The sequence below is a fragment of the Kribbella yunnanensis genome, assembly GCF_039529655.1.
Taxonomy (GTDB): Bacteria; Actinomycetota; Actinomycetes; order Propionibacteriales; family Kribbellaceae; genus Kribbella; species Kribbella yunnanensis.
Genome location: NZ_BAAANF010000013.1, coordinates 291,860 through 306,060, shown reverse-complemented (window position 1 = coordinate 306,060; position 14,201 = coordinate 291,860). Strand labels below are relative to the sequence as shown.

The 14,201-nt window shown below is 67.7% G+C and carries 4 protein-coding genes; all 4 read right to left on the bottom strand.

Annotation, left to right across the window (positions count from 1 at the left end; genetic code table 11):
* Nucleotides 1-33: 33 nt before the first annotated feature.
* The 4 genes from ABD231_RS19220 to ABD231_RS19205 are packed head-to-tail and all read right to left on the bottom strand — an operon-like array spanning nucleotide 34 to nucleotide 14,114.
* Nucleotides 34-543 carry a hypothetical protein gene (locus ABD231_RS19220; protein ID WP_344153416.1) on the bottom strand — a complete coding sequence of 170 codons (510 nt, stop codon included), beginning with the start codon at nucleotides 541-543 and terminating at the stop codon, nucleotides 34-36.
* Nucleotides 540-13,403, bottom strand: a complete 12,864-nt coding sequence (locus ABD231_RS19215; protein WP_344153413.1) for a WXG100-like domain-containing protein — start codon at nucleotides 13,401-13,403, stop codon at nucleotides 540-542. Before ABD231_RS19215 ends, ABD231_RS19220 begins: the two co-directional genes overlap by 4 nt.
* A gap of 28 nt (nucleotides 13,404-13,431) precedes the next feature.
* Nucleotides 13,432-13,755, bottom strand: coding sequence for a hypothetical protein (locus tag ABD231_RS19210; protein ID WP_344153411.1), 324 nt, complete (start codon nucleotides 13,753-13,755; stop codon nucleotides 13,432-13,434).
* Nucleotides 13,752-14,114, bottom strand: coding sequence for a YbaB/EbfC family nucleoid-associated protein (locus tag ABD231_RS19205; RefSeq protein ID WP_344153408.1), 363 nt, complete (start codon nucleotides 14,112-14,114; stop codon nucleotides 13,752-13,754). Before ABD231_RS19205 ends, ABD231_RS19210 begins: the two co-directional genes overlap by 4 nt.
* Nucleotides 14,115-14,201: the final 87 nt, after the last annotated feature.

Genomic DNA, 14,201 nt, shown 5'->3' with positions numbered 1-14,201 from the left:
CCCACGGCCGATGAGCCCGGCGGCAGCAAGCTGTCAGGGGCGGTAGGTGGCGAGCACGACCTCCAGCCGCGGCCGGCGGAATCGTCCCGGCTGGTCGTCACGGACCTTGCGGCCGTCCTCGGTCCAGAACGCCCAGTCGGGTACGTCGTCCTCGCCCACCGGCACGAACTTCAGCACCTCGTCGACCGCCGCGGCAGCCCAGCCAAGCCGTTCCGCTCGAGCCACCGGATCATCCTTCGGTACCCGCGATGCCAGCACGTCCGCCAGCGCGAGCCATTGACCGGCATCGATCAGCTCGGACGGCGCCGGCCCGCCGAAAGCGCCCAACCCGGTCTCTCGTTCCGGCAGGCCGAAGTAGTACTCGCGATCCGCGCCGCAGGACGAGCACCCGGTGTCGTAGGCCAGCACCAGCTCGCCGGCGTCGTCCTGAGCCAGACCGTGCTCCCACGTCGTACTCGTCGTCGTACATCCGTCGCAAGGCACCCGTTCGAGCCACAGCAGGGCTTCGTCGTGGGTTCTTGCTACCGGCAACTGACCGGTCATGGGTTCACTCCGATCTCGTGGTTGTGTCCGGTCACGTAGACCTCCCCTGATGTCCGGAGACGTATCCGTGCCGGGAGCGGGCGATCCGGCTGTTCCGGGTTGAATCCCAGCACCCGCACCGGGATCAACGTGACTTCGTACGTGACATCGAGCCGCGCGGTCACCAGGGAACCGCCTTCGAAGCGACTCCGCTCCCAGCGAATGCCACGGACATCGGTGGTCTGGTCGGACAGCTGTTCCCCGACCGAGACAACCGGCTTGGTCCCGACACCCGGCAAGGGGACGGTCGTACTACCGGAAACCGGCAACAGCCGGCCCCTGGTCACCGTCGTACTGGTGGTGTTCTGGGTGCGGTTCACCACACCGAGCTCGCTGTTGGGGGCGGCGCCGGTCAGCATCTCCGGGTTCGACGGCACCACGCGGATGACGACATCGACAACCCGAGATGCCTGCCCCGGTGTAGCCAACCTCGGCATCCGATATCCGTCCGCCGAGGCCATCTGGCTGAATGCGGCATGCAGAGCGGACGGCGACAGGTGGTTCTCCAGCTCGGCAGCTCGTAACCTTGCGCCGTCCGGGCCCAGCATCGACCAGTCCGCGAGCTTCGCCTTGATTGCCTCCAGCAACCGTACGCCGTCCTTCCGCCCGATGGTCTCGACGAAGTACGTCTCGGGCAACTCGACCGGCGTACTGTCGCCGGTCGGCCCGTCGGGCGTCGCGCGGGATGTCAGGTACCCGGTCGGCACGAGCTGAATGACCGAACCGATCAGCACCGCAGTCTTCGTTCGCGAAATGCCGGGTTGTGACTCGGTGGGTTGGAAGGCCTGCCGGATCCGCCCGCTTGTCGGCGCCGCCGTCGGGTTGTGCACAACCTCGATGTGCAACCGCAGCCCACGGCGTAGCTGGGTGACGCCGTCGAAGGTCGCCATTCGCTCCAGCCGGGTCTGCTGCTCGCCGAAGCTGTGGCTCACCGACTCCGAACGATCGGTCTGCGCGGTGGGCGCGGCACCACTCTCCAGCGATCCGTCGACCCCTCCACCCAGCGACTGACCACGGCCACGAGTCGCACTGCGATCGCCGTACAGATAGCGCTGGACGATACTGATCGTGGTCTTGCTTTCGCCCAGCGGTACGGCGCGGTCGTCGAGCTCGGCGCGGATTCGCACGGTGACCCGCTCGGGAACCAGGCTTCCGGGACGCTGCACCGGGAAGCTGCGGGTGAATCCGTTCGGCGCGAGCATGTCGTCGAGCCGCCCCCACCACCGCTTGCCGGCCAGGTCGGCGGACAAGGCCTTCACGATGGACGGGTCATTCGCGAACTGCACCCCCAGCTTGCTCCGCAGCACTCCCTGCACCGCGCTGAGCACTGTTCCGTTCAGCTCGGCCGATTCGATCAAGCTGGATCCGAGACTGTGCCGGTACTGCGGCGGCACGGAAACAGTCGGCACTTCCTGACCATTGACGTCGAAGTTGGCCAAGATGTCGGCGAGCCGAGCCCGCGCCGGGAACAGCGGATTGGTCCGGGTCGCGCCGAGCTTGGCCAGCAGACGGGCCGGTCCATGCCGATCCCACAGCCGAGGCAGACCGGAATCCCTCGCGGGTCTGGGCGTGTTCGTCAACGCGGCCCGATAGGCACGGATCACCGCGATCGCGGTCCGCCGGTCCAGCGTCAACGAACCGTTGAGGTAGCGCTCGATCGCGTCCGCCACCTGCTGCAGCGGCAACGCCAACTCATCGTTCGCGTAGAACGCCAACGCATCGCGCTCCGCGATCTGGAACACCAACTTGCCCGTGTCGGCGTGTTCCGCCAACTTCCCGACCCCGTTGGTCGCATCCAGCGAGAGGTCCGCGTCGGCCGCGAAGACGTAGTGCCGGCCCACCTCGATCGTCAGCCGCTCAACGCCCCAGATGGTCTGGTCGGCTGTGGACGCGGACGTCGTACGCGAGATCGACGCCGACAAGCCGGCGCCCTGTGCCGCTGCTTCGTCGTTGGGGTTGCCGTCGACCGCCGCCGACTCCGACATCGAGGTCGACCGCGAGCTGGACCACCCGGTCACGGCGCCATGGTTGCCCATGGCGAAGTTGATGTCACCGGAGACGCCGTCGGTCACGCCGATGAGGAGCGCGTCGCGGACGAATCCGGTGACTCCGAGGGTGTAGCGCTGCGCGGCGGGTCCGCGACCCTCGACGATCGCGCCGCTCCGGTACGACGTATCGGTCCACTCGAGATGCGCGATCAGGTTCCTGGGGTTGAGGAAGGTGGCCGCCAGTTGCCGAGCGCTGGGGTCACCCATCACCTGCGCGGGCAACGCGGCCAGGAGATCCGGTACTTGGAGGGCCAGCACGGTTGCCCGGTCGAGCACCTTCTGCCGGACCCGTCCAGGCGTTGTCCTGGCCTCGAACACCTCCTTGGTGTACGGCAGCAGATCGCTGTCGAGGAGGACCCGAGCTGTCCCGGTCCCCTCGTGAAGGACCGTCTCGGTGTCCTGCCCGACCTCGGTCACGACCAGCCGGTGGGCGATCTCGAAGACGGCCAGGGATGACGTGCTCTCCACCAAGGTGACCTGATTGATCGTGCCGCCGCTGAGGAATCCGAGCGTCCGCCCGAACATCGAGCGGCTCCACGAAACTCCCGCCTTCCCGCCGGATCCGTCGTCATCGGCCGGATCGTTGATCCCCACCGGCTTCACCGAGAACGGCACCGCCTTGGAGCGGCTCCCGAACCGGCCCGCACCATCCGACCCGATGTTCAACGTCACCATCGCCTCGTCCGAGGTGACGCCGACCGGGCGGACCCCGTCGGCTTCCTGCACCACGTTGACGCGCAACGTCACTGTCTCGGTCGGCAGCTGGGTCCGCGGCCGGGTCAGCGTGAGCAACAAGCCGGTCTGTACGGCGGCGTCGTATCCGGCCTCCAGGCGTTGGGTCGACAGCTGAGCAACCAGCTCCTCGAGGTTCAGGATCTGGCCGTGCCGTTCCACCGGATCCTTCGTCAGCCGCGCCATGTCGATCGTGCCGTCGGGTCGCAGCGGCGGCAGATAGCCGCGTTCGGTCAGGCCATCCATGATCTTGGCCAGCGCCTCGTTCCCGCCAGTTACGTCCTGGACCAAGGCCGGTCCGACGCCGACCCCCGGCTGCGCCCAGGTCGGCAACTCCAACCTGCGCCCGGGAATCAGCTCGGCGATCCGTTCCGGAGTCCGGCTGTCGGGCCGGACATCGCCCCGAACCACCGGCCGACCGTTGCTGTCGACAACAGCATTCCCCTGGTCGTCGCGCACCAGTGCCGCCTCGTCGACCGGCAGGCCGTGGTGGAAGGCGTCGTTCACCCGCAACCTGACCAAGGCCTCACTGTTGCCGGAGACCGCGCCGAATCGACGACCGCCGAGAACCAGCACCACCTTGTGTTCCAGCACCATCCGGTATCCCTGGGTCGGCCCGGTGAACCGGTGCACGCCGACCTGGATCGCCGTACCGCCGAGGCTTTGTGTTTCGCCACGGGACGCGGCCTTGCCGACACTTGCCTCGACGTTGAACTGGTTCGCCGATCCGTCGACTGCGGTGAGGTCCGCCGGGCCGAGCTCGAGTGTGCCCTTGCCGTCGATGCCGGTTCCGTAGCCCGCTTGGCCGGAAACGGTGGTGAAACCGACCCGCACCCGTTCCTGCCAATGCGTCGCGCTCTCCGCACCGACAAGTTCGGTCTGTTCGTAGCGGACCGTCGTACTGATCTCGACATGGCCGATCGGTACGCCGTCGGCCAGCAGCGGCTGGATGATCACGCGCTCGGTCGACTCCGCCAGCCGTCCGACGAGGTCGTGCGTGATCGCTTCCCGGAGCTGCTGCCGGACGTTCTCCGCCACATCGCCGAGACGTAGCAGGCGACCGCGGAAAACAGTGGTGACGACGTCGGACAAGTCCTGCAGGCCCGTGATCGAGCTGACCAGGGCATCGGGGAACCTGCCTCGCGGCTGTCGCCCCGAGGTCTCGGTGGCCGTCGCGGCCGGAACCGTGTAGACGTGGGAGACCCAGCCGCGGATTTCACCGGCCTGATCGTCGGCGACGACAGTGCGCCAGCGGACGGTCTCCGGTGTGCGGACTTCGATCCGCCAGCTGCCCTCCCCCTTGTACAGCAGGGATTCGCCACGGTTGTCCTCGACCGCGCCGTCCTGCGCGAACTCGGCCGCGGTCCCGGACACTGCGAGGCTCCGGCTGCTCGACGTACCGATGCGTGCGGTGATGAACTCGCCGGCGGCCGCGAGTGTCGGGATCTGATCGATCAGCAGCCTGGTCAGATCACGCAGTGACTGGTCGACGCCGAGGCTGATCCGGCTGGTCGCCGTGGTTCCCAGACGACGGCCACGCTGCGGCATGACGCCGGCCATCATCTCCGACGAGGTGACCGGTGGCCGCAGTACCTCCTGCAACTCGGAGACGGACAGCGTGATCCGCAGCTCCGCCGTACCGAAGCGCAGTACTGCGCCCTCGGGTGTGACGAGTTGGCCGAACTCGGCACTCAACCTGTTCTGCAGACTCTCGGCGGTGAACCGTTCCTCGACGCCCAGGCCGGCGAGCTCCTGGTTCACCCGCTCGGCGAGACTACTGATCTGCGGCAGCACACCGGTCGGCATCAGGTTCGGCAAGGCGATCTGCGGCGGTGCCAGGGCAGCGATCGCCTGGTCGTACTCGGCCCGAAGGGTGGTCAGCTCGGCCAACTGCTGGGGCAGCTGATCGGGCGTCGCGGCAAGCAGCCGCTCCAACATCAGCTGTAGCCGGGTCGCCGTGGCCTCTGCCTTCTCGTAGGCCTCGGCACGCTGCTGATGCCACCGCGCCAAGTCACTCTGCTTGACGGCCTCGGCAAGCTTCTCCCGAGCCCTCGCGAAGCGACCCTGATCGCGATTCCGACCAGCCGCCCGAGCCTGACGCTCCGCCTTCCGAGCAGCCCTCGCCGCCTTGTTGGCAGAGCTCTCCTTGTCCGTGCGATGCGCTTTCAGCTCGGCCACTTGATGAGCCAGCCGATGCGCTTCGTGCTGAAGATCGACACCAGCCAACTCCGTAGGACCGGTCCAGGGCGCGGACGGTGGCGTATGCCCCAGACCCTCGATCGCCTTGGCCAGCCCTTCAATGTCCTTCCGTAGCAACTGCTCGGCAGCCTGATCTCCCGCCGTCCTCGCCGCACCCCACTGGCGGGACAGGAACCGATGCTCGTTGATCTGCGCCTCGATGCACGCATCCACGACAGCGCCGGTGATCTGGGACAGCACTTGCCGTGCGCGGCTGCCGACACCGTGGCCGTGCTGCGCATGCAATGCGTGACTGATCTCGTGCACCCACACGCGGGAGAGCTGGTCGTTGGCCACGCCGGGCGCGATCCGCACCACGTGCGGGTCGGCCGCCGTACCGGCATGCAGGTACGTCGCAGCCATCCGGCCACGCCGGACCCGGCCGACCTCGACCCTGAAATGCTGCGCGTCGGCCTCGCCGGTGCGTGCGACCACGAGATCGCCGACCCGCTCCGGCGCTGCCTCGAGCAGACCACCGAAATCCTGCGTGTCGGTGCCGGACACCGCATCAAGTACGACGGATTCTTCGAGCACGCCTTCGCTTGCCGGACGGCCGTCCCTGACGAACCGGGTCCCGCGCACTTCACGCCCGTAGTGCGGACCACCGGGCGGTTTGGGCGCCGGGTTGAGTGCCTGCTGAATCGCACTTCGCGGCGGGGTGATCGTCGGTAGCGGGAAGCCGTTCTGCTGTCCCTGTTCCTGCCAGAGCTCGTCGAGGGCACCAAGGTGATCGGTGAGCTCTTGCTCGAGCAAAGCGATCGAATCCGGAGTCCCGTGCTGCCGGTGGTACTCCAACGCCTCGAGCGTATCGAGCACCTGCTCCATCGCGACCAGACGCTCATACAGCTTGGGCTTGTTGCCAGGCCGGCCGGCCAGCTCCCGGACTGCCTGGTTGATCGCATACCGGAGCTGGTCGGGCCGATTCGTGATGGCCGGCAGAATCACGGCCGGCGCGTCCTGGGTGCGGGCCAGGAACACCTCGGCCCGGATCGTCATCTGCGTGACGAGGTAGCGGACCATCGCTCGTTGTTCCAGAATCTTGCGCGGATCCGCCTCCTGCTTCGCGCGGGCGGCGGCCACCTCGTCCTTGCGATTCAGTTCGGCGCGACGGAAACCGTACCTGGCGAACGGCGTACCGGCGATCGCTCCGACCGCACCCGCGATGGTGATCACGACGCTGTTCCAGGCGAGGCCGAGCTGCCAATTGAGCAGGAGCGTGCCGCCGACCCCACCGATCGACGCCAGGACCACCGGGATCGAGTAGATCCAGGGCGACCGCTGGCCGTACGGCCGGGCGCCGACCGGCCCATGCGGCGCCAGCGGGAACCCAGCTCGATCCCCCGCCCGTACGCCGAGATCCGGGGCCAGACCGGCCATCGCTTCGAGGAGACGTACTCGCTGCTCGAGAATTTCGTACCAGGGCCGCAGATCGGCCACCGTCCTGGCACCCTGGGCCGCCTCACGCTCCAGCGCGTCGTGATTCTTCTGCTCGTCGCCGGCCGCCTCTTCGAGGTTCAGGAACCGCATCTCACCGAACGCGCCCATGACGCCGGTGGGGAGGACCGGGCCCAGCGCACCGATCAGGTGCTCGATCTCGGCAGTGAGCGCTCGGGACAGCTCGGTCGGATCGCTGACGTCCTGGACCTTGTTCAGGAAGTACCGCCGGGCCGCCGAGGAGATGCCGTCGACACCCTGGACCAGGGCATGCAGCCAGAACGGCGGCATGTCCCGCTTCGCCTTGGCAGGGGCCGGATCGGCCGGTCCGGTCGGCGCCGATGTGGTGGACTGGGGTTGCCCGGTGAGGATCGACAACGCACGTTCCAGGCGTCCGTGCAGGTCCGTGAAGCTCCCGAGAATCAGGTTGTCCAGCGACTGGGAGTCGGTCATCCGCGCCTCGATCGAGCGGTCGACGCGGCTCAGGCGGTAGTCCAGCTTCTTGGTGTCGACCAGTTTCTCGGTGAGCCATTTGGCCAGCGACGAGGCGCCGATCACCAACAGCGACGACAGGGCCGGGATGCCGTGCCACTCCAGTACGCCGACGACTGCCGCCGTACTCAGCGACGAGACGCCGTACCGGATCGTGTAGTTCCACAAACTGGTTGCTCGTGGCAACTTAACGAGCCGGCGCCGGGCGCCGAGCACGACGTCGTCGAGCAGACCGCGCAAGCCCGGGTTCCGCTGGTCCCGGGCCACCCGGTCGGCGTCGTACGCCGGTTGCCGGCCGACCTCCTTGCGCCCGTCCAGCCAGCGCTCCATCACACCGCCGACGAGCGCGTTGGTCAGTGCCGGCACGAAGATCCCGATGCCCATCACCGGATTGCCCGTGACGATGGCTGTGGTCACGGCGATCACCGTGTTGGTCAGACCGGAACCGCGCAGTGCCTTCGCCTCGTAGGCCAGCACGCTCGCCCGCTCGTCCTTCAGCGACTTACCGGTGTCGAGGAGCTGGGCCAGGTCGCGTTCGCTCTTGGCGAGCAACGTACGGAGGATGTCGGCCGAGCGTTGACTGTCGCGCAACCCCATCTTCGTCAGCAGCTTCGTACCGTCGATCCGCTGCAGCGCCGCCTTCAGGAAGTCGCGGCGACGGAGGGCCTTCATCACCTCGCCCCGGTGTCGCAGCTCGGCCCGGTCGCCGATGTCCTCGATGTTCTGGACCGCGTTCTTCCGTGGCTGCGTCGCCGGCCCGAAGACCTTCGCTCCCTCGACGGTGGTTCCGGCTGCGAGCACCGCGACCGTCTCGGCGATCACCCGGGCGAGCACCGGCGCGACATCACTCGGCGCCATCTGCTCGGAGAGGACCAGCGCCAGCGTGGGTCCGTTGGGCCCGAACACCAGCGAGGACTCTGCCCACATCTCGGCCTCGGTGCGACCGACGCTCAACGTCAGCCGGAACTCCTCGGTGCCCGCGATCTTCACGCGGTAGATGCCGGCGCGGCCGTCCAGCGAGTTGACCATTCGGGTGATGCGTTCGATCCCCGCCGCCGCCCAGACCGCCGGGCTGAGCAGCCCGTGCTGGGCCACCTCGGTCACGACGAACCAGCCGGGGTTGTACGCCCCTCGCCCGAGGACCAGCTGCGCCAGCCGGCCGGCGATGCCCGGACTGCTGGATTGCGGCACCAACGGGGCAGCCTCGGACAGCACGACCGGCGCCGCGACCTCGAACGGCAGCGAAGCGGTCAGCGTGTTGAGGTCGACGGCCGAATGCATCGTGACAGTGCCGTTCGGCGCGGTCAGCGAGACCGTGTAGCGGAACTTCTCGATCGCCCCGGTTGCCGGGCTCGGCAGCTTCGTGACCGCGAGTGTCGCGGTGTGCCCCGTGGCGATCAACGCGCCGAGGCGGGTCTCGAGGGCGTGGAACGCGGCCGGGTCGAGCGCAACGCCGAGGGCCTGCAGGCCCGACGTACCGAAGAAGCTCCACCCGATCGGACGCTCGTTCATCAGCGGTACGCCGTCCAGCCCGGCCGCCGCGGCGATCGCGCGCATCATCGCCGGCACCGCATCCGGAATGAGCTTGCGCAGCTCGGCGATCACCGATTCACCGGCGGTGATCGGACCGGTCGGGCGTGCCACGACGTTCTCCCCGAACGACCGCACCTGACGCGTCCCCACCGTGCCACCGTCGAGCTCCTGCCACGCCGTACTGTCCGACGTCTGCTGGTTCGGCCCGTGGATGCCTTGTTTCTCCAGCGATTGCCGGAGCCCTTCGAGTTCCTGACCGAGCTTCTCCACCAGCTGCTGATCCTGCGACCGCCCAGTGCGAGCCGCGATCACCCGCGCCGAATCCAGCTGCCGCTGAACCACCCGATGCTCGTTGACCTGCGCGGTCAAACAGGCATCGTCGAACGGACCAGGATGCCCTTCCCGAGCAAGCTTCTGATTCGACAACTCCTTCAGCGCATGGCTGATCTCGTGCACGACCGCCCGCGTGAACTGATCGGTGCGCAGGCCCGCTTCGATGGTCGTCGCGTGCGGCTTGTCGTCGGTGCTCAGCTTGGTGTGGGCGACGCTGTCCCCTTGGACGGAGCCGAGCCGCAGCCGGAACTTCTGCGGTCCGAGGTTCGGCGTGTTGACCACCACAACATCCCCGAACACCTGCACCGAGCCCTCGATCAGCCCGCCGAAGTCAGCCTCATGAGCCGCCTGGGCGGCCCCCATCAACTCGGCCTGGTCAGCCGGAGGCCGCCCGGCCTCCCGGCTGCTACCGTCGAACCCCGGCTGGTTGGGGGCATTCACCCCGCTCGGCGGCCCGCCGAACCAGTCGAACCGCTCCTCGCCGATCCGATCGCGGAACGGCGTCGGTGCCGGGCCCGACTGCGAGTGGTTGTACGGCGCGGGGGCCGGGGTGACGGTGAAGTTCAGCTGCGCATGCTGACCAGGGGTACTGGGCCGGCTGACCTCGACGACAACCCCGCGGCCGGCCTCGATGTGGCCGATCCACTCCTGCTCCAGCCGGGCATATTCGACGGGGTCGATGGTCGCCCCCGGAGGCAGCAGCGCGGCGATACCGGCCGGCCCGAACAGCCGCTGCCCGAGGAGCATGCCGTCGGCATCGCGCTGAAGGCCAAGTCGCGCGGCCAGCACCCTGCCGACGGCCTGCTTGCCCAGCGGAATTCGCTTCCCGTCGACCTCACGGAGGACGGCGACCACCTTGTCCACCACGCCGTCGGCACCGACTGTGCGGGTCACGTCGTTCGCGCCGAGGCTGGTGCGACCGGCGGTCTCCATCTGCTGCAGGATCTCGCTCTCGATGAAGCCGAAGTACCGCTCTCCCTTCGCGTTGAGTGAGCTCCGGCCACCCGCCCACACGACTTTGTCCTGGCTGACGACCTGGTCCTGACCTGTCCTGGTGTCGATCACCGTGTAGGTGACGGTGACCTCATCAGGCCGTGTCTTGCCTGGAGCAGGCGTGATGACAACGTCGACCTCATAACCTCGCTCGGTCCACTGCGCCCACTCCTCCTCCATTCGCTCGAACACGTGTTTGTTGAAGTCCACGTTCTGTGCGAAGAGGTTGTCGAACTCGTCGTCCTGGAAGAATCGCCAGGCGAGAAAGTGACCGCCGCTGTCTCCCTCGATACCGGACTCCGCCGTGACGGCCTTTCGGTTGCTGGCGCCCTTACCGCCGCGTTTCCCCTGGTAGGCCTGGCGAAGGCGAGCTCTGGCCTCACGCACGCGACCGTCCTCGCCGACGGCTATCCGGCCCTCGTTGACCCGGCCGCCGTCGCGCTCGAAGCGCAGAATCCTCGGGGCGCCATGCCGCCCTTGCCCGTCGAACCCAGCCGGCTGGAACGGCACCGACGCGGCGAACCAGGGGTTGTTCTGCGCATCGATCCGCGCCTGCAGCCACTCGTCCAACTGCGCCAGCTCCCGCTGCCGCTGCTTCGCCACCGCCCAGTCCTCGGGCAACCCACTCCGCTCAGCAGCCTCCGTGGCCTCCGCCGCCTGATCCGCCACCAACCGCCGTACATCCTGCTCGGCCTCGATACACAGATCCTCCGTGTGCTCGTGCTCCCCGGCGTGACCCCGCATCGCCTCCCGCACCGCATGCCCGATCTCATGCACCCAAGCCCGGGTCCACTGCAGGCGCTTCACCCGCGGGTCTATCCGCGTCTGGTACGGCCCCCCATCGTCCGCAACCCGCGTCTGCGCCGCATGCTTCCCCTCAACCGCATCCAACTCGAGCACGAACTCATACGTCTTCTCGTCCTTCGCCTGCACCACAACGCGATCCCCGACCACCACCGGATCCGCCGTCAACAACCCCCCGAAATGCTCCTTCTTCGCCTCCTCCGCAGCCGCCAGCACCTCCCCGTGCTCCGGCGCCACCTCCACCGCCCCCCGAACAAACCCAGGCCCCTCCGGCGCATGCACAACCAGCGGGGTCTGGTGCTCTCGACCGGGCGCCGCTACCAGATCGTCGACGCGGTCGCCAGTGTCGTCAGGTTCTTCTGCGGTCTCGTCGTGCGGCGCCGGAGGGTTGTCGTCGACCGGGCCGCGGTCCTCGACACTTCGCCCGTTTTCCGACTCGCCGATGTCTTGCTCCTGCTCCTGCTCCTGCTCCTGCTCCTGCTCCTGGTCCTGGTCCTGGTCCTGGTCCTGGTCCGCAATGCTTTCGCGAGGCTGAACGGCACCGTCATCCAGCGGTTCAGTCTTTGCCTCGGCCTTCCCTCCTTGCACAGGCCCAGCAACGACGATGCCGCCCGGAGCCACTCCTTGCCCGCCACCAATCGACGTACTCGTGGGGCCGGCTTGAGCAGGCCCGCCCTGCGCCATTCCTCCGTCCGCCGCCCCGCCCGGTGCCTGCCCGGCCCCCGCCGTCGCATCGGCTCCCTGTACGCCGCCTTGCACATCGCTCACTGGTGATGTCGTTTGAGTCCCCGCGTCCGCGGTTACTTGCGCTCCAGCGTCGTTCTCTGGCGCGGCAGCGCCGTCTGCGGCATCGGTTCCCGCGGCGGCCTGCTGACCGTCAGCCTGTGGCCCATCCGAGGCAGCATCCGCGTCTGCCGAACTGGAGTCGTCCGCCGTCTGCTGGGCGCCGTCATCCCGGTGTGCCGCGTCGGACTGTCTCGACCCGTTCTGGTCACCGCCGGGTGCCCCACCCGAGTGTCTCCCACTCAGACCAGCGTCACCCGTCGCCTGGCCAGCGGCGGTTCCGGAATTTTGGCCGGCAACACCTTGGCCTGCGAGGCCGGTGCCAGCTCCCGTCGCCTCACTCCCACCTGAGATCGGTGACGTCTGAGGACTCGCCACCTCACCGTTCGGCGGTGGTCCCGGCGGATTCGTGTCGGGGCCTTCTGCAACAGGATCCGCCCCCGGCTTCGTCGTAGCCCCAGTCTGGTTCCCGGCCTCGGTGCCATGAGATCCAGGCGAAAGGGCATGGCCGAGATCGTGTGAACTCACCCGCATCCCCGCCAGCGTGCCGGCCCCGATCCCCTGCTCCATCAGTGCCTTCAGATAGTCCTGCGTCCACGGATTCTTGCCGTCAGCAACCGCCTGCACGAAAGTCCCGGACACCGGCGACGTAATCCCGTTACTGACAAAGGATTCGGTACTTCGTCCCACAGACTGCGCGATCCGTCGCGGCGCGATCGCCCGCGCCGGCGCCGCTATCGCCCGCCCCAGCGGAGCAACCACCGGGTTCAACGCGACTCCGAGGCCGGCCGCCGGCGCGGAGAGCCAGACCTGCCGCCAATCGATCCCGTCCGGACGGGCATTTCTCGCCAGGTCGAGCAGGTTCCCGGTCAAGGTGATCGCCGGCTCTTCCAGCATCTCTCCGGCCGTGGACCGGACGAATTTCGGCATGGCCTTGACGAAGTTCGCGATCCGGGCCGCCACGCCGGACACGAACTGGGCGATCCGTCCCGCCATCCCGGCCAGTTGCCGCTGGCGGAACCAGGAGCCCAGCGGCTCCGGAATCCCGAAGCTGAGCGCGAACGCGACCCCGTTGGCGATCAGCTCCGCATAGACCTGATTCTTGATCTGGATGATGCTTCGGCCGTACTCGGCGGACAGCGCCGACAGGTTGCGCATCGACTTGATCAACTCGACTGTCCTCGACGCGGGCGAGTTGAGCATCCGGTCGATACTTTGGTGGAAACCGAGGCCCTGCGCATCCGTCCAGTAGCCGGGCAGCGTGCTGTTCGCCGTACTCGCGTCCTTGACCGCGTCCTCGAGTGCTTTGGCCCCTTGAGTCCACTGATCGGCGAGCCTGAAGGCCGCGTCCTCGTCGACCCAGAACGGAAAGGTCGTGTCGATCGCCTTGCGCAGCCAGGTCCACAGGATCGAGGTCGGCTCGGGAATCATCTCGAAGCTCCGGACGTGTGTGTGTCGATCACAACGTCAAGGAACTGGTGGCCTGCTGGAACGTCTCGACATAACGGGCGACGATCGTCCGTCCCGTCGTGACTGCTCCCAGCACCCGTGGCGCCACGCGGGCAACCTCCTCCATCAGCTGTGGAGCAGCCTGGTTGTAGGCATTCCGGAAGTTGATGCTGACATCGTCGAAACCGGTCTGCGCCGCCTTCTCCTCGGCCTTGATCGCAGATTGCCGCTGTGCCCAGTTCCCGCGCCAGGCCACCATCGGCGATTCGATCCGGCCCAGCACGATCCCGGTCGGGCCCGGCATCATGGCGAGGTCGGCCGTCGATTCGCTCATCGCGCCGGGTCCGTTCCGCGTCGTGCTACCGGTCTCTGAGCTTCCGCGAGGAGCGGGCCGAATGTCGGGTCGTCTCCGATCGGCGAGCCCAACCGCGGCAAGCGCACGGTGAGAACATCGACGGCTGCCTCCAGCGCCTTCGTCCTTGCGGCATTGACAACGCCGACAATCTCGTCCGCAAGACTCTCCGGAGCGAACTCTCGGTAGGCCCTCGGATCCAGTACGAGTCGGAGTAGCCGGCCATCACCCGTCACCGTCGCCTCGATCAGATCGTCGCCGGCCAACGCGCTCCCGGTCGTCTCGGCCACTGTCTCCTGGGTCTGCCGGATCTCTTGCTCCAATTGCTCCAGATCACCCATGAGGCCAGGCTGCGATGGGTGCAGACCATTCATACGGCACCTCCGAGAGAGTCGACGAAGGCTCCACCATGGCGGCTACATCCACGC

Coding starts and splice junctions, on each gene's coding strand:
- ABD231_RS19220 (WP_344153416.1), bottom strand. CDS start 543: ATGACCGGTCAGTTGCCGGTAGCAAGAACCCACGACGAAGCCCTGCTG.
- ABD231_RS19215 (WP_344153413.1), bottom strand. CDS start 13,403: ATGATTCCCGAGCCGACCTCGATCCTGTGGACCTGGCTGCGCAAGGCG.
- ABD231_RS19210 (WP_344153411.1), bottom strand. CDS start 13,755: ATGAGCGAATCGACGGCCGACCTCGCCATGATGCCGGGCCCGACCGGG.
- ABD231_RS19205 (WP_344153408.1), bottom strand. CDS start 14,114: ATGGGTGATCTGGAGCAATTGGAGCAAGAGATCCGGCAGACCCAGGAG.